Here is a 15,340-nt window from a genome sequence, read left to right on the forward strand (position 1 = left end):
GAGAAGGCTTGTGCTTCTTCTTTTTTGTTGAAGAAACAAATAGAATGGAGTCCGACATGTTTAAAATTGGTTACCGCACAATAAAGACCGCACTTGGAACAGCTCTGGCTATTTATATAAGCCAGCTATTGCATTTGCAAAACTTCGCATCAGCAGGAATCATCACCATTTTGTGCATACAAATCACACAAAAACGGTCGCTTCAAGCGTCATGGGCCCGATTTGCAGCATGCTGTCTGGCAATTCTCTTTTCCTATCTCTTTTTCGAACTGATTGGTTATCATCCGTTTGTCATTGGATTGCTTTTGCTGATTTTCATCCCGACAACTGTTGTTTTAAAAATAAACGAAGGCATCGTCACCAGCTCAGTTATTATCCTTCATCTGTATATGTCCGGCGGCATTACGCCCCAATTCATCTGGAATGAAGTCCAGTTAATTACGGTCGGAATCGGCGTTGCTCTTTTCATGAATCTGTATATGCCGAGCCTTGACCGGAAGCTTATCGCCTATCGAAAAAAGATAGAGGACAATTTTGCTGTCATTTTCGCAGAAATCGAACGGTATTTGTTAACTGGTGAGCAAGATTGGACAGGAAAAGAAATTCCGGAAACACACCAGTTAATCACTGAAGCCAAAAACCTGGCGTATCGAGATGTACAAAACCACATTCTGCGCCACGAAAATCAGCACTATCATTATTTTAAAATGAGAGAAAAACAATTTGAAATCATCGAGCGCCTTCTCCCTAAAGTGACATCGATTTCCATTACGGTGGATCAGGGAAAAATGATTGCCGAATTTCTTTGTGATCTGCGGGAAGCAATCCACCCGGGAAATACAGCCTACAAGTTTTTGAAAAGACTTGCTGATATGAGAAAAGAATTCGAGGAGATGCCGCTTCCTGCGACGAGAGAAGAATTTGAAGCAAGAGCCGCACTTTTTCATCTTCTGGGGGAAATGGAGCAATATTTGGTAATCAAAAGTTATTTCAAAGGAATCAAAGCAGAAAAATCGCTCGCTTAACTCGCATGAGCTCATCCTACATTGGTCAACCTAATGGAAAAGGAGGAGCTTATGCGTTTTTTCTTATGTTCAATAATGATGATTATTTCTCCGATATGGCCTCTTGGCCAAAATCCGCTTCCAGGTGACCCGTATGTCATCGTCAACAAGAAAACAAATGAGCTTGCTGTCATCATCGATAACAAAATTGAAGGCGTTTATCGTGTGGCAACCGGAAAGTCGGATGATCTGACGCCTGAGGGAGAATTTTCGATTACAGTAAAAGCGGCGAATCCTTATTACAGAAGGAAAAATATTGAAGGCGGAGCTTCTGAGAACCCGCTTGGGGCAAGATGGATTGGGTTTGATGCGAGAGGGACAGACGGCCGGATCTACGGTATTCACGGGACAAACCGGGAAGAATCTATCGGTCAATTTGTATCTAACGGCTGTATACGTATGCATAACGATGAAGTTGTCCATCTGTTTCAAGAGATTCCGGTGGGGACGAGAGTGCTGATCACGAAAGACTCCCGGTCTTTTGAGGTGATTGCCATTGAGCATAAAGCCCTGATAAAAAAGCAGGATGTTCCCGTTCAATAAGGCCGCCTGCTTTTTTATCATTATAAAAACATAACGATTCCTGAGAGTACTGTTGAAAGAATAAAAACTCCCAAAATCACGATTAAAACGCTTTTCATCAGTTTTTGAGACATGGTTTCACTCCTTAGACAATCTGATTATATTTTAACGTGTTTTGTATGGGCGGACAAGCGATATCTATTGCCGGAAAGCAGGGATGAAAATGACCGGACTTGACCATATTGGGATTGCCGTTTATTCCATAAAAAAAGCCAGAGCTTTTTATGAAGATGTATTGGGATTAACGTTTCTTCATCAAGAAACGGTTGAAGAGCAAAAGGTGATCATTGCTCTGTTCCAAGCGGGGGGCGTTTATTTGGAGCTGATCGAGCCGTTAACGCCTGACAGCCCTGTCCGTACATTTTTAGATAAAAAAGGAGAGGGGCTGCACCATGTTGCGTTTTTATGCAGCGGCTTAACAGATCAGCTTCAAGCATTATCAAACCGGCAAATTGATGTAATAAACAGGCAGCCGAGACAGGGAGCAAACGGGAAACAGATCGCGTTTATTTCTCCGCGGGAAACAAATGGCGTGCTTGTAGAGCTCTGTGAACCGAAAGGAGATCAAGACATTGAACATGAATGAACATATCGGTCATCTATACAACAGGCGCAGGCAGGCGGAAGAAGGCGGAGGACAAGCAAAGCAGGCTGAGCAGCGGAAAAAGGGAAAGCTCACAGCGCGGGAAAGGATCGCCTATCTCCTGGATGAGGATAGTTTTATCGAATTATATCCCTTCATGGAGAGCCGAAGCTTAACAAGGGAGCAGCGTATATTGGGAGATGGAGTCGTGACGGGCTACGGGACGATTGACGGCCGCTCTGTATATGTGTTTGCGCAGGATTTTACCGTATTCGGCGGGGCGCTTGGCGAAACCCATGCGAAAAAAATCACCTCTCTGATGGATCTTGCAGCAAAAAATAAAGCACCGATTATCGGGCTGAACGACTCAGGTGGTGCGAGAATTCAAGAGGGTGTGGTATCATTAGATGGATACGGTCACATATTTTACCGAAACGTCTTATATTCCGGAGTCATTCCGCAAATCTCGGTTATATTAGGGCCGTGCGCTGGAGGCGCTGTGTACTCTCCGGCACTTACTGATTTTATCTTTATGGCAGAACAGACGGGCCGAATGTTTATTACCGGTCCGAAGGTCATTGAAAAAGTAACAGGAGAACAGGTTGATGCGGAGAGCTTAGGAGGAGCGAGAATACATAATGCCGTCAGCGGAAATGCCCACTTTTCTGGAAAAACGGAAGAGGAGGTTCTGGCAGGAGTGAAGAAGCTGCTGTCTTATTTGCCGCTCGACAAACAGATATCACTACCTTCATCTGTGGATGAGGCCTCCAGCTCGTTAATAAACCGCCTCGTGCCGGCTGACAGCACAAAGCCGTATGATGTTCGGGCGGTGATTCAGGAATTGGCTGATCCGCAGTCTTTTTTTGAGATTCAGCCGTATTTTGCGAAAAATATCGTCATCGGATTTGCGAAGCTTGGCCAAAAAACGATCGGAATTGTGGCAAACCAGCCGAAACATTTAGCAGGAAGCCTGACGATTGACGCGGCTGATAAAGCAGCGAGATTTATCCGGTTTTGTGACGCCTTTGACATCCCGCTGTTAACTGTCGAAGATGTTCCGGGGTTTTTGCCCGGCATTCAGCAGGAGCATAACGGCATTATCAGACACGGAGCCAAATTGCTGTTTGCTTATGCAGAAGCGACGGTCCCCAAAGTAACGCTCATTATCAGAAAAGCGTATGGCGGGTCGTATGTAGCCATGAACAGCAAATCCATCGGAGCGGATCTTGTGTTTGCTTGGCCAAATGCCGAAATCGCAGTGATGGGTGCTGAAGGTGCGGCATCTATTTTGTATGATAAGGATATTGAAGCGTCAGCTGACCCGCAAAAAACAAAACGCGAAAAAACAGCTGAATACAAAAAACAAAACGCCAGCCCTTACAAAGCGGCGGCATGCGGAATGGTCGATGACATCATTTTGCCGGAAGAATCTAGGAATAGACTCATCCAAGCTTTTCACATGCTTGCACATAAGACAGAAGAGAGACCGAAAAAAAAGCACGGTAACATACCGCTTTAACATGGAGGGACTTACAAATGGTGAATGAAAAACGCCTGCTGGAAGAATTTTTAGAGCTTGTTCAAATCGATTCAGAAACGAAGCACGAAGCTGAAATCTGTAAAGTGCTGAAACAAAAATTTTCTGATTTAGGTGTAGACGTAAAAGAAGACGATACAATGGATATCACTGGCCACGGAGCCGGCAACCTGATCTGCACATTAAAAGGGACGAAAAAGACAGATACAATTTATTTTACATCTCATATGGACACAGTCGTACCCGGAAACGGCGTAAAACCGGTTGTTGAGGACGGATATGTCAAAACAGACGGCACAACGATTTTAGGCGCCGATGACAAAGCCGGATTGGCTGCCATGTTTGAAGCAATTAAAGTGCTCAAAGAAGAAAACATTGAGCACGGCACGATTGAATTCATCATCACTGTAGGTGAAGAATCAGGTCTTATCGGGGCAAAGGCGCTTGACCGTTCCATGATGACAGCATCCTACGGTTATGCGCTTGATTCAGACGGAAAAGTCGGCAATATCATTGTTGCGGCACCGACTCAGGCGAAGGTAAGAGCGGCGATTTACGGTAAAACCGCACACGCCGGAGTTGAACCAGAAAAAGGTATATCAGCGATTACAATCGCAAGCAAGGCGATTTCAAAAATGCCATTGGGCCGCATCGATGAAGAAACAACAGCAAACATCGGCCGGTTTGAAGGCGGCACACAAACGAACATTGTGTGCGACGAAGTTCATATTCTCGCTGAAGCCCGTTCTTTAGTTCCTGAAAAAATGGAAGCGCAGGTTCAAAAAATGAAAGCTGCTTTTGAAGAGGCGGCAGCTGATATGGGCGGACGTGCAGAAGTTGAAATCGAAGTCATGTATCCAGGGTTTAAATATCAAGATGGCGACCAAGTCGTTGAAATCGCGAAAAAAGCGGCTGCGAAAATCGGACGCACAAGCGAGCTGCAAACGAGCGGCGGCGGAAGCGACGCAAACGTAATCGCAGGCCATGGCATCCCAACGGTCAATCTTGCTGTCGGGTATGAGCAAATTCATACGAAGAACGAAAAAATGCCGATTGAAGAGCTGGTGAAAACAGCAGAAATGGTTGTTGCCATTATTGAAGAAGCAGCAAAATAATGAAGAAAAACCCGAGTGCGGATCTGGCATTCGGGTTTTTTTCTGACAGTCAGCGCCATTGTCGAAGCGGCCAAAATAACACGTCTTGTTTGTTGGCATAATGAAGCAGCGGTTCTGAGTCTGGTAAAGTGATTTCGTGAGCATCAGCCACTGTATTGATTGAAAACTGGGCCTCGGCTCTTTGAAGAAGCCAAGGATGATGGTGAATGTCCTCATAATAGAGCTTGTCACGATGGGCGGTGTAGAGTCTGTAGCGCTCCGTCAGCCAGTAATCAAGCGAATCCTCTTGCGCTGTAAAAGGCGCAGAGAGCGGCCGATACTTGGCGCCGAATTCTGCTTTTCCAGCGTCTCTCCGTTTGCTTCTATATTCCATATCAGCCCCATTTTTTTCGGCTTTCATATCGGCGTAAAAATAAGGCAAATGAAAGAAAGTCCGTGCACCTTGAACTGCCAGCCGATGATCAGCATCTAAGCTGAAGAAATAAATGCCCGGCTTGCCTTTATAGGTGACATAAGTGCGCAGGTTAAGCTCTGGAAAGGACTGGGCTCCGGGAATAGGAGGGAGAAAACGCGCGCGAAGGTTTGTGAGCATAAAGGGAAGCACGCTGACCCAAGCTTGTCCGTTATATGTATCTATGTCCAATAGCGGCGGAATCTTAGCTCGAAGGGTAGAGTAATTAACCGGCCAATGAGCAAATAAGACATCATTCCATGTTTGTTTCATGATCCAAATTCCCTCAGGCACAGAAATATTTTTTTGTTGAGACTGTTCCGTCACGACACCAGCTCCATTCATTTGGATGTGAGTAAAGGTATTCCCGATTTTCTTCTTTTTAAACGGATGCAGGTTCTAAAACGTGATGGAAATAAAAAAACAACTCCGAACAAAAGTCGGAGTTGTTTTTCTATTTCACCGGCTCTGTAAGAGCGGCTGTTTTTTTATGTTTATGGTGTGTCATCTGAAGTACGACGTTTTGCACTGTCAAGAACAGGCCGCTGGTGAACCAGTACAGCGGAAGGGCCGCAGGAACATTAAGCGAGAAAATCGTCATCATCACAGGGAAGATAAACACCATTAGCTTTGCAGATTGCTGCGCTGCCGGATTTTGCGGGACAGCGGAATATTTCGCGCTCAGCTTTTGAGCGACATAGGCTTGGACAAAATACATGATCCCTGCACTAAGGGACATGAGAATATCAGATTGCCCTAAACTGAACCACAGAAACGAGTGTGACGCAATTTCAGGTGTTGAACGAATTGCGTAATAAAACCCAATCATAATCGGAAACTGAATCAGCATTGGAAGACAACCCATCGCAAGCGGGTTGATATTATGCTCCTGATACAGCTTCATCATTTCCATTTGAAGTTCTTTCTGCTTTTCCGGGTCCTTTGTCTTTTTGATTTTGGCTTGAATGCTGTCTACTTGCGGTTTAATGACTGCCATTTTCTCTTGGAACACACGCTGTTTTTTAAACTGATTGACAAACAAAGGAAGTACCACAACGCGCACAATAACGGTTACAAGAATGATAGACAACCCGTATTCTCCGTGAAACAGTCCGGCAACGCCTTTCAGCAGCGAGGAAAACGGCTCAATTAAATAGTCGTGGAAAAAACCGACGTTACTGAGACCTCCCACCTGATTTGTTGCAGCAAAAGCTGCGTTGCCCGAGCATAATACGATCAAAAAGGCCCCTAAAGCCAAAAGTTTCTGATATGTTTTTAACAATTTGTTCTCCTCCTTTTTATAAATGCGGTTTATAAAAGAAGGGAACTGACGTCTTCATCATCATTCACAGGTGAATTCATGCGGAAGACTTTACGTATCCAAGTTGTAATGCGATGATATATAATAATAAGAAAGTCTGTTCGGTTTATTCGAAAGACCGTCTGATGTTCATCTGTTCGTTTTGATTTCCACTGCTCGCCGGCACGGCACTCTCGCAAGAGAAAAGCAATCCCGATGGCGGTCAGAGCCGGAAGAATAATTGTGAAAAAATCGACTAAGAATAAAACGTCATTTATCGATTCCACAAACATTGTAATCACATCCATTCAATACCTTCATTTTACTATATGTACAAGCCGTTGTCTAATGAACGGAAAGGAGATATGTTTATGCCGGGGAAGGGCCGAATTATTTTCCATATTGATATGAACAGTTTCTATGCATCGGTGGAAATGGCATATGACCCGTCTCTCCGAGGAAAGCCGGTTGCAGTTGCCGGAAACGTCAAAGAACGCAAAGGCATCGTCGTCACATGCAGCTACGAAGCAAGGGCGCACGGCGTGAAAACAACCATGCCGGTTTGGGAAGCAAAACGCAACTGTCCTGAGCTCATCGTCCTTCCGCCGAACTTTGACCGCTACAGAAGCTCTTCAAGAGCGATGTTTAGCATCCTTCGTGAATATACAGATCTGGTGGAGCCTGTATCCATCGACGAAGGCTATATGGATATGACGGATACACCATTCAGCCGCAATGCCTATGAGACGGCAAAAGAAATACAAAGCAGACTGCAGAAAGAGCTGCTGCTTCCGTCAAGCATCGGAATCGCCCCTAATAAATTTCTCGCCAAAATGGCATCCGATATGAAAAAACCGCTTGGGATCACCATCCTGAGAAAAAGAGAAGTGCCTGATATCCTTTGGCCTCTCCCAGTTGGAGAAATGCATGGCGTAGGCAAAAAGACGGCGGAAAAACTGAACGGGCTCAGTATTGATACGATTGGAGATTTAGCGGCTGCTGACGAACACTCGCTGAAACGGCTGCTTGGCATCAACGGGCCCCGTCTAAAAAATAAAGCGAACGGCATTCACCATGCCCCTGTTGATCCGGAGCGCATTTATGAATTTAAAAGCGTAGGCAATTCATCCACACTTTCTCATGATTCTGCCGATGAGGATGAGCTGTTAGCTGTTTTTCGCAAACTGTCCGCATCAGTTAGCGACCGTTTGCAGCGTAAAGAGGTAATGGCTTCAAAGCTGTTTATTATGATCAGATATGCGGACTGGAAAACCATTACGAGAAGCATCACACTGAAGAATCCGATAGATCAAAAAAACGAAATATATAATGAAGCAGAACATCTCTTCTTTAAGCATTGGAACAAAAACCCCATCAGGCTGCTCGGCATTACCGGAACGGATTTGGTAGAAAAAGAGCAGGCCTATAAGCAGCTCGATTTGTTCAGCTTTACAGAGGATGCGAAGGATGAACCGATTCAGCAAATGATGGAAAAACTGAACGAAAAGTATGGTTCCAAGCTGATCAGAAAAGGTGCAAAGGTTAAAAAAGACGAGAGCAAAACAAGCGGAACAAGCTTTAATAAAGATTTTTTTCAAGATGAAAAGAAAAGCTGAATGTCTTGAAATAAGGGGGTGAAGTATGGTAATTTCAATAGTATAAATATCATTTTATTTTAATGTAAATTTTAAAATGGTTAAACGTTTGCAGAAGGGACGTTAGAATATGTCAAAACAACAAATCGGAGTTATCGGACTTGCGGTAATGGGTAAAAATCTGGCTTTAAATATTGAAAGCCGAGGATTTTCTGTTTCTGTTTACAACAGATCAAGCAGCAAAACCGAGGAATTTTTGCAGGAGGCTAAAGGCAAAAACGTTGTTGGCACCTACAGTATTGAAGAATTTGTTCAATCCTTGGAAACACCGCGCAAAATTTTGTTAATGGTTAAAGCGGGAACTGCTACAGATGCGACAATTCAATCTCTTCTTCCTCACTTAGAGAAGGACGATATTTTAATTGACGGCGGAAATACATATTATAAAGATACACAGCGCCGAAACAAAGAGCTTGCTGAAAGCGGCATTCATTTTATCGGCACAGGTGTTTCAGGCGGAGAAGAAGGAGCGCTTAAAGGGCCTTCTATCATGCCTGGCGGACAAAAAGAAGCTCATGAACTTGTGAAGCCAATTCTTGAAGCGATTTCTGCAAAAGTTGACGGTGAAGCGTGTACGACATATATCGGTCCGGACGGTGCCGGCCATTATGTAAAAATGGTGCACAACGGTATTGAATACGGGGATATGCAGCTGATCTCTGAATCTTATTTCATCCTGAAGCAGGTACTCGGCCTTTCAGCTGATGAGCTTCATGAAGTATTTGCTGAATGGAATAAAGGCGAGCTTGACAGCTATCTGATCGAAATTACTGCTGATATCTTCACGAAAAAAGATGAAGAAACAGGCAAACCGCTTGTTGATGTGATTCTTGATAAAGCGGGTCAAAAAGGAACAGGAAAATGGACAAGCCAAAGTGCACTTGACTTAGGTGTTCCGCTTCCGATTATCACTGAATCTGTATTCGCACGTTTTATTTCAGCGATGAAGGATGAGCGTGTGAAAGCAAGCGGCCTTCTTTCAGGGCCTGAAGTGAAGCCTGTTACAGAAAATAAAGAAGAGCTGATCGAAGCAGTCAGAAAAGCGCTGTTCATGAGCAAAATCTGTTCTTACGCCCAAGGATTTGCCCAAATGAAAGCAGCTTCTGAAGAATACAACTGGGATCTCAATTACGGTGAAATCGCTATGATCTTCCGCGGCGGCTGCATCATCCGTGCGGCATTCCTGCAGAAAATCAAAGAAGCTTACGACCGTGATCCTGAGCTTGATAACCTGCTGCTTGACAGCCACTTCAAGAACATTGCAGAAAGCTACCAAGGAGCGCTTCGCCAAGTGATTTCACTTGCAGTTGCCCAAGGTGTGCCGGTACCTTCATTCTCAAGCGCACTAGCTTATTATGATAGCTATCGCACAGCCGTGCTGCCTGCAAACTTAATTCAAGCGCAGCGTGACTACTTCGGTGCCCATACTTATGAGCGCACAGACAAAGACGGTGTCTTCCATACTGAATGGATGAAATAATGATGTGGAAATCCCGCAGCCTGACAGCTGCGGGATTTTTTTGAAATAGAGTGCCGACGAAAGGATGTATATTTTGCCTGTAAATGAGTATCTACTTGAAAATTTTCCTGGTTTACGACTTATGCCTCCTTTGTTTTATAACTGGCAGATCGGAATCCGGTTTGAAATAGGTGTAGGGTATAATGTGAACGATGCCTATCAACACAGCCCTTATTTAGATAACGCATATAAGAGAGCTGTCACTTTATTTAAATCTCTACATGCCGAAGATGATGATATATTTGTTATAGCTGATGCTGTTGGTTTTGAAGGGAGAAGGGGATATAAGAGCAAATTGCATACTTTCTCACGGTACATTCGCGAAAAAGCTGTGTTGAAAAAACTGCAGCACGTTGCTGTTCCTTATACTTGTTCTGATAATTATGATGATAAAACGCATAGATTTTTTCTTAAATGCAAAGCCGGTGATATAAGATATATCCCATTGCTGAGAGCAATATGTAATCAAGATATGGGGATAAAACCAAGCATTTCTCAAAAAATTTACTTTATCAATATAAAAAAGAGAACCATTTTTTATCTTTATGATGATCGAGGCTGCGATATTTTAGCTGCTGCAGCTGAAACAATACGGGATATGTATGAAACATATAACAGTTGGATATTAGATTACGACAGAGAGAGAATCAATCGTCTTTTTGAGCCGCTTAGAGGCAAGAAAGCTTGATACATAAATAAAAGGCTGAAAATGCTTTACAAGCACTTTCAGCCTTTTTCTTTATATATTCCACCAATGCAAGCCGTCTTTCGCCAAAAGATCATCTGATTCTTTTGGACCCATAGAACCTGCTTCGTAGTTTGGCGATAGGGTTTTGTTGGCTGCCCATGTTTCAGAAATGGAATCGACAAAGCTCCAAGAAAGGGCAACTTCATCCCAGTGTGCGAAGTTCGTCGCATCGCCGAGAAGACAGTCGTGAATCAATTTTTCATATGCTTCAGGAGTGTTCAGCTCGTCATTGCAATTGCTGCAGTAATCCAGTTTGATCGGCTGCGCGTGTGCTGCTCCTCCGAGTTTTTTAGCGTTTAAGTAAAGTGTAATGCCTTCGTCAGGCTGAATATGAATGACGAGTAAGTTCGGATTCATGTTGTTTTCATTGCCGTAGTACAGGTTCATCGGAATGTCCTTAAATTGAACGACAATTTTTGTGGACTTTTCTTTCATTCGTTTTCCGGTACGGATGTAGAATGGAACACCAGCCCATCTGAAGTTGTCGATCAGAAGCTTTCCAGAAACAAAGGTTTCTGTATTTGAGTCAGGAGCGACGTTATCTTCATCTGTATAAGCAGGGACTGGCAAACCGTCAATTTCACCGGCTTGATATTGTCCGCGCACAAAATACTCATCCACTTCGTCTTTTGCAATAGGGCGGAGGGCTCTCAGCACCTTCACTTTTTCGCTGCGGATTTCTTCTGTGTTCAGTTTAATCGGCGGCTCCATTGCGAGAAGCGCAACCATTTGCATAATATGGTTTTGGACCATGTCGCGAAGGGCGCCTGATTTTTCGTAATATCTAGCACGGTCTTCAACACCAAGTGATTCGCTTGATGTGATTTGGATATTTGAAATGTAGCGGTTTGTCCAGAGCGGTTCGAAAATCGCATTGGCAAATCGAATGACCTCAATATTCTGCACCATTTGTTTTCCTAAATAGTGATCGATTCTGTAAATTTGGTCTTCTGTAAATGCTTCGCGAATTTCTTGATTTAATGCTTGCGCGCTTGGCAAGTCATGGCCGAACGGCTTTTCAATCACAAGGCGGGACCAGCCTGTAGTTGCTGTAACACCTTCTGATTTTAATGTCTTTGCAATTGTTCCAAAGAATTCTGGGGCCATTGCCAAGTAGAACATTCTGTTGTTCGGGATTTGATATGTATCTTCCAGCTGGTTGAGCAGCACGTTAAGCTCTTGATAAGAACCAGGGTTTGTCACGTCAAACGGGTGGTAATAGAAGTGAGACGTGAAATCATCTAATTGCTTATCAGCAGCTGAGGAAATAGATGTTTTGACGGTTTGGCGAAGATCCTCATTGGACCAGGGTCTTCTTCCGACTCCTACAACTGCAAACTCTTCTCCGATTTGTCCGTTTTTATATAAACGGTGAATGGACGGATAGAGTTTTCGTTTTGCTAAATCTCCCGTTGCACCGAATATGACAATTACTGCTTTTGGTTGTTGGTTTGTTTTCACTAAAAGTACCTCACTTTATTCGAAGCTTTATTTTAGTACCCCGCATATTTCCTTCATTTTAAATCTAAAATTCAACGAAAGCAAACATTTAAGACCTTTTTTTGCAGAATGGCGCAAAAATATTTCTAGAACGAAAGGATTGCCCGAATCAGAGGCAAGATTCACATTTTACGCATGATCCTGTATTCTTGTAGGTAACTAGTTCTAGTAGGAGGAAGGAAATGTGGAATTACTTTTTTTAGGGACGGGAGCCGGAATTCCCGCTAAGTCGAGAAACGTGACGTCGATCGCATTAAAACTGCTTGAAGAAAGGCGATCTGTATGGCTGTTTGACTGCGGGGAAGCCACACAGCATCAAATTTTACATACATCGATTAAACCTCGAAAAATAGAAAAAATCTTCATTACTCACATGCACGGCGATCATGTATACGGTCTTCCAGGGCTTCTTGGCAGCCGTTCTTTTCAGGGCGGTGAGGACGAGCTGACGGTTTACGGACCGAAAGGCATCAAGGCGTTTATTGAAACAAGTCTTGCCGTCACGAAAACTCACCTAACATATCCGCTTGTGATACAAGAGATTGAAGAGGGAGCGGTATTTGAGGACGACCAGTTTATCGTCACAGCTGTATCCGCGATTCATGGTGTAGAGGCCTTCGGGTACCGCGTACAGGAAAAAGATGTGCCTGGTTCTTTAAAGGCGGCGTTATTAAAGGAAATGAATATTCCGCCGGGACCTGTATATTCGAAAATGAAAAAAGGTGAAACTGTGACACTTGAAGACGGACGCATCATAAACGGGAAGGATTTTCTGGAGCCTCCTAAAAAGGGGAGAGCTGTCGTGTTTTCCGGGGATACGAGAGTGAGCGATAAGATAAAAGAGCTTGCGCGGGACTGTGATGTGCTTGTGCATGAAGCCACCTTTGCTAAGGATGATGTGAAGCTTGCTTTTGATTATTTTCACAGTACAACAGAACAAGCAGCTGTAACTGCCAAAGAAGCTGGGGCGAAGCAGCTCATTTTAACTCATATCAGCGCGAGATATCAGGGAGAGGCTTCTTTAGAGCTCCAAAAAGAAGCGGCAGCCGTTTTTCCGAACAGCATCACAGCGTATGATTTCTTAGAGGTTCAAGTTCCGAGAGGCTGAGAAAGAGATGGTGTTTGACAATCTGTTGTTAAGCTGTATAATAAAACGTAACCATTACGTTTTATAAGGAGATGTTAACATGAGAGTAAATGTTACTTTGGCCTGCACTGAATCAGGGGACAGAAACTACATCACAACCAAAAATAAACGCACAAATCCTGATCGTTTAGAGCTGAAAAAATACTCACCGCGGTTAAAGAAATATACCCTTCATCGCGAAACAAAATAACAAAAACCCCGGCTGCTTTAGCCGGGGTTTTTGTTTAATTGACTGCCTGGAATATCGGGGCGGCCTGCTGGCAGGCCGCGCACCAAACATCATAAATCGCCAGATGGACGATATGAGGTTCATCATGATGAATGTTATGTGAGCTGTTTTTAGCTTGTATCCAGCCGCTTTGATCGGATAGAGACAAAATGCTGCTATGCAGGTTTCTCCATTCCTCTTCAGCGGAGGCGAATTTCTCAGTGCGTTCACCTGATGACAGTACAATAAGCGGCATGTTCCCTAAATGGACTTGCTGCTGTTTGGACTGCCGCAGACTTTTCGAAAAGTCTGCATGTGTCTCCTCAAGCATCATCTGCTTTCTGTATGCTGTATGCATTTCTTCAGGAATAAATGTAAAGCCGCCATTGCTGTAATCTCCTAAAGCGGGATCAAGGAGCACCATGCCGATAATATCCTGTCGGTTTTTACAGGCCCATAAACTGCTGATAACCGATCCGTATGAATGTGAAACAGCCAGATAAGGCGGTCTTATACCTGCTGCCTTAAGCAAGCTTTCTAATTCTCTCACCTTTTGGTCGGCTGTTCGTTCTGCCTTGCTTTGTCCGCTTTTCCCAATGCCCGCTCTATCATATGTGAATATGCCAAATTCGTCATCAATGTCCGCTGTTAGTGGTTTCCACGTCTCTGAAGAAGTGCCGTAGCCGGCTTCAAAGACAATGGTTACTCCGCTAAATCCTTTTCGGTGTTTTGTATGAAATTCACAACCGTCAACCGTATAGGTCCTTTCGATCCATGCTGCATTCATTGGAGTCATCTCCTCTAATTGGTTCTACTAGGGAGACGGAGAACCTCAGCTGATCGTTTCTCCAAAAATAAAAAAAGAGATATCCGGCGGCGGAGCCGCGGATATCTCGGATTAAGATTACCAGCCTCTTTCGTATTGAACAGGGGCTTGAATGTCTGTATTCAGCTGTTTTGCGGCAGTTCTTGCAAAGTAAGGATCGCGTAATAGCTCTCTGCCGATAAAGATGAGGTCTGCACGGTTATTTTGAAGAATTTCTTCAGCCATTGAACCATTTGTAATCATCCCGACAGCTCCAGTCGCCATGTCAGCCTGTTCGCGGATTTTCTCGGCGAAGCTGACCTGATAGCCAGGGAATACGTTAATGTCTGCCTGAACAAGGGCACCTGAGCTGCAGTCAATTAAGTCAACGCCCTGCTCCTTCATCCATTTTGCAAAACCGATATGATCAGCGATGTCTAAGCCTTTGTCTGTATAGTCAGAAGCCGATACACGGACAAATAAAGGACCGTCCCACACTTGTTTGACTTCATCAAGGATTTCTCTTAAGAAACGGTAGCGGTTTTCTGGTGAGCCGCCGTATTCATCTGTGCGATGGTTAGAAAGCGGAGATAAAAATTCATGAATTAAGTAACCATGTGCTGCATGAATCTCAATCACATCAAAGCCTGCTTCTTTTGCACGGGCAGCCGCTTGTTTGAACTCCTGCACGGTTTCTTTCACTTTTTCAGTTGTCATTTCAACCGGCGTGCTTGATTGCTCGTCAAACGCGATCGCAGACGGAGCGAAAATATCTCCTTCAAGCTCTGCTTTACGTCCTGCGTGGGCAAGCTGAATTCCGATTTTTGAGCCTTGCGCTTTTACCTGCTCAGTCAGCTTTGCGAAACCTTCGATATGCTCGTCGCTCCATATCCCTAAATCTTGGTCTGTGATTCGTCCTTGAGGATTAACCGCCGATGCTTCCACAATAATCAATCCGACTTGGCCGACTGCGCGCGTTATGTAGTGAGCCATGTGGAACGGCTGTAATTTTCCGTCCTTTTCGTGAGAAGAGTACATGCACATTGGTGACATCACAATGCGGTTTTTTAACGTTACATCTTTAATTGTAATAGGTGTGAATAATTTTCTGGCCATTTCTTTCGCC

Annotated in this window: 17 protein-coding genes; 10 read left to right on the forward strand and 7 right to left on the reverse strand. The window is 44.1% G+C overall.

The genetic code is table 11. The annotated features are described in order from the left end of the window. The first annotated feature begins 56 nt into the window (after nucleotides 1-56). Together UJ203_RS03505 and UJ203_RS03510 are read left to right on the forward strand one after the other, a co-directional pair. Complete coding sequence (locus UJ203_RS03505) at nucleotides 57-1,025, forward strand: aromatic acid exporter family protein (RefSeq protein ID WP_322008611.1); 969 nt, start codon at nucleotides 57-59, stop codon at nucleotides 1,023-1,025. 51 nt (nucleotides 1,026-1,076) lie between these two features. Beyond that, entirely contained in the window at nucleotides 1,077-1,607 is a 531-nt protein-coding gene (locus UJ203_RS03510) for a L,D-transpeptidase (RefSeq protein ID WP_322008612.1), read from the forward strand. 20 nt (nucleotides 1,608-1,627) lie between these two features. On the opposite strand, the gene prli42 is transcribed toward UJ203_RS03510, so the two are convergent. Further along, nucleotides 1,628-1,720, reverse strand: coding sequence for a stressosome-associated protein Prli42 (gene prli42 / locus UJ203_RS03515; RefSeq protein ID WP_003226489.1), 93 nt, complete (start codon nucleotides 1,718-1,720; stop codon nucleotides 1,628-1,630). Between the two features lie 89 nt (nucleotides 1,721-1,809). Between prli42 and mce the strand changes: the two genes are divergently transcribed. Genes mce through UJ203_RS03530 form a run of 3 tightly spaced genes read left to right on the forward strand, consistent with a single transcriptional unit; the run spans nucleotide 1,810 to nucleotide 4,881 of the window. Next, the gene (mce, locus tag UJ203_RS03520; protein WP_105955620.1) at nucleotides 1,810-2,232 is read left to right on the forward strand and encodes a methylmalonyl-CoA epimerase; all 423 of its coding nucleotides are present in this window, start codon (nucleotides 1,810-1,812) and stop codon (nucleotides 2,230-2,232) included. Next, a complete protein-coding gene (locus UJ203_RS03525) occupies nucleotides 2,225-3,748 on the forward strand; it encodes an acyl-CoA carboxylase subunit beta (protein WP_322009454.1) in 1,524 nt (507 codons plus the stop codon). The genes mce and UJ203_RS03525 overlap by 8 nt, the downstream gene beginning before the upstream one ends. A gap of 17 nt (nucleotides 3,749-3,765) precedes the next feature. Then, nucleotides 3,766-4,881: a tripeptidase T gene (locus tag UJ203_RS03530; protein WP_044154721.1), complete on the forward strand. Its 1,116-nt coding sequence runs from the start codon at nucleotides 3,766-3,768 to the stop codon at nucleotides 4,879-4,881. Nucleotides 4,882-4,930: 49 nt separating this feature from the next. Here UJ203_RS03530 and UJ203_RS03535 read toward each other — a convergent pair whose 3' ends face one another. The 3 genes from UJ203_RS03535 to mifM all read right to left on the reverse strand — a co-directional run bounded on the left by UJ203_RS03535 (nucleotide 4,931) and on the right by mifM (nucleotide 6,931). Beyond that, the gene (locus tag UJ203_RS03535) at nucleotides 4,931-5,659 is read right to left on the reverse strand and encodes a DUF2071 domain-containing protein (RefSeq protein WP_322008613.1); all 729 of its coding nucleotides are present in this window, start codon (nucleotides 5,657-5,659) and stop codon (nucleotides 4,931-4,933) included. 127 nt (nucleotides 5,660-5,786) lie between these two features. Next, nucleotides 5,787-6,614: a membrane protein insertase YidC gene (locus UJ203_RS03540; protein WP_322008614.1), complete on the reverse strand. Its 828-nt coding sequence runs from the start codon at nucleotides 6,612-6,614 to the stop codon at nucleotides 5,787-5,789. Between the two features lie 29 nt (nucleotides 6,615-6,643). Next, nucleotides 6,644-6,931 carry a membrane protein insertion/folding monitor MifM gene (gene mifM / locus UJ203_RS03545; RefSeq protein WP_081638334.1) on the reverse strand — a complete coding sequence of 96 codons (288 nt, stop codon included), beginning with the start codon at nucleotides 6,929-6,931 and terminating at the stop codon, nucleotides 6,644-6,646. A gap of 72 nt (nucleotides 6,932-7,003) precedes the next feature. On the opposite strand from mifM, the gene UJ203_RS03550 reads away from it, so the two are divergent. The 3 genes from UJ203_RS03550 to UJ203_RS03560 all read left to right on the forward strand — a co-directional run bounded on the left by UJ203_RS03550 (nucleotide 7,004) and on the right by UJ203_RS03560 (nucleotide 10,494). Further along, nucleotides 7,004-8,248, forward strand: a complete 1,245-nt coding sequence (locus UJ203_RS03550) for a DNA polymerase IV (RefSeq protein ID WP_227597692.1) — start codon at nucleotides 7,004-7,006, stop codon at nucleotides 8,246-8,248. Nucleotides 8,249-8,357: 109 nt separating this feature from the next. After that, complete coding sequence (gene gndA / locus UJ203_RS03555) at nucleotides 8,358-9,767, forward strand: NADP-dependent phosphogluconate dehydrogenase (RefSeq protein WP_044154734.1); 1,410 nt, start codon at nucleotides 8,358-8,360, stop codon at nucleotides 9,765-9,767. A gap of 64 nt (nucleotides 9,768-9,831) precedes the next feature. Continuing rightward, nucleotides 9,832-10,494, forward strand: a complete 663-nt coding sequence (locus UJ203_RS03560) for a DUF3885 domain-containing protein (protein WP_322008615.1) — start codon at nucleotides 9,832-9,834, stop codon at nucleotides 10,492-10,494. A gap of 51 nt (nucleotides 10,495-10,545) precedes the next feature. Here UJ203_RS03560 and zwf read toward each other — a convergent pair whose 3' ends face one another. After that, nucleotides 10,546-12,015, reverse strand: a complete 1,470-nt coding sequence (zwf, locus tag UJ203_RS03565) for a glucose-6-phosphate dehydrogenase (RefSeq protein ID WP_322008616.1) — start codon at nucleotides 12,013-12,015, stop codon at nucleotides 10,546-10,548. Between the two features lie 223 nt (nucleotides 12,016-12,238). Between zwf and rnz the strand changes: the two genes are divergently transcribed. Together rnz and rpmG are read left to right on the forward strand one after the other, a co-directional pair. Beyond that, nucleotides 12,239-13,162 (forward strand): ribonuclease Z, encoded by a 924-nt coding sequence (gene rnz, locus UJ203_RS03570; RefSeq protein WP_216394033.1) that lies wholly within the window; start codon nucleotides 12,239-12,241, stop codon nucleotides 13,160-13,162. Nucleotides 13,163-13,241: 79 nt separating this feature from the next. Further along, the gene (rpmG, locus tag UJ203_RS03575; RefSeq protein ID WP_322008617.1) at nucleotides 13,242-13,391 is read left to right on the forward strand and encodes a 50S ribosomal protein L33; all 150 of its coding nucleotides are present in this window, start codon (nucleotides 13,242-13,244) and stop codon (nucleotides 13,389-13,391) included. Nucleotides 13,392-13,425: 34 nt separating this feature from the next. On the opposite strand, the gene UJ203_RS03580 is transcribed toward rpmG, so the two are convergent. Next, nucleotides 13,426-14,196: an alpha/beta hydrolase gene (locus tag UJ203_RS03580; RefSeq protein WP_322008618.1), complete on the reverse strand. Its 771-nt coding sequence runs from the start codon at nucleotides 14,194-14,196 to the stop codon at nucleotides 13,426-13,428. 117 nt (nucleotides 14,197-14,313) lie between these two features. Beyond that, nucleotides 14,314-15,330 (reverse strand): NADPH dehydrogenase NamA, encoded by a 1,017-nt coding sequence (gene namA, locus UJ203_RS03585; protein ID WP_105954886.1) that lies wholly within the window; start codon nucleotides 15,328-15,330, stop codon nucleotides 14,314-14,316. Nucleotides 15,331-15,340: the final 10 nt, after the last annotated feature.

The sequence above is a fragment of the Bacillus sp. V26 genome (genome assembly GCF_034296245.1).
GTDB lineage: Bacteria > Bacillota > Bacilli > Bacillales > Bacillaceae > Bacillus > Bacillus halotolerans.

What these genes read in the sequence shown, in the direction of transcription:
- UJ203_RS03505 (WP_322008611.1), top strand. Translation starts at nt 57, where the DNA reads ATGTTTAAAATTGGTTACCGCACAATAAAGACCGCACTTGGAACAGCT.
- UJ203_RS03510 (WP_322008612.1), top strand. Translation starts at nt 1,077, where the DNA reads ATGCGTTTTTTCTTATGTTCAATAATGATGATTATTTCTCCGATATGG.
- prli42 (WP_003226489.1), bottom strand. Translation starts at nt 1,720, where the DNA reads ATGTCTCAAAAACTGATGAAAAGCGTTTTAATCGTGATTTTGGGAGTT.
- mce (WP_105955620.1), top strand. Translation starts at nt 1,810, where the DNA reads ATGACCGGACTTGACCATATTGGGATTGCCGTTTATTCCATAAAAAAA.
- UJ203_RS03525 (WP_322009454.1), top strand. Translation starts at nt 2,225, where the DNA reads ATGAATGAACATATCGGTCATCTATACAACAGGCGCAGGCAGGCGGAA.
- UJ203_RS03530 (WP_044154721.1), top strand. Translation starts at nt 3,766, where the DNA reads ATGGTGAATGAAAAACGCCTGCTGGAAGAATTTTTAGAGCTTGTTCAA.
- UJ203_RS03550 (WP_227597692.1), top strand. Translation starts at nt 7,004, where the DNA reads ATGCCGGGGAAGGGCCGAATTATTTTCCATATTGATATGAACAGTTTC.
- gndA (WP_044154734.1), top strand. Translation starts at nt 8,358, where the DNA reads ATGTCAAAACAACAAATCGGAGTTATCGGACTTGCGGTAATGGGTAAA.
- UJ203_RS03560 (WP_322008615.1), top strand. Translation starts at nt 9,832, where the DNA reads ATGTATATTTTGCCTGTAAATGAGTATCTACTTGAAAATTTTCCTGGT.
- rpmG (WP_322008617.1), top strand. Translation starts at nt 13,242, where the DNA reads ATGAGAGTAAATGTTACTTTGGCCTGCACTGAATCAGGGGACAGAAAC.
- UJ203_RS03580 (WP_322008618.1), bottom strand. Translation starts at nt 14,196, where the DNA reads ATGAATGCAGCATGGATCGAAAGGACCTATACGGTTGACGGTTGTGAA.
- namA (WP_105954886.1), bottom strand. Translation starts at nt 15,330, where the DNA reads ATGGCCAGAAAATTATTCACACCTATTACAATTAAAGATGTAACGTTA.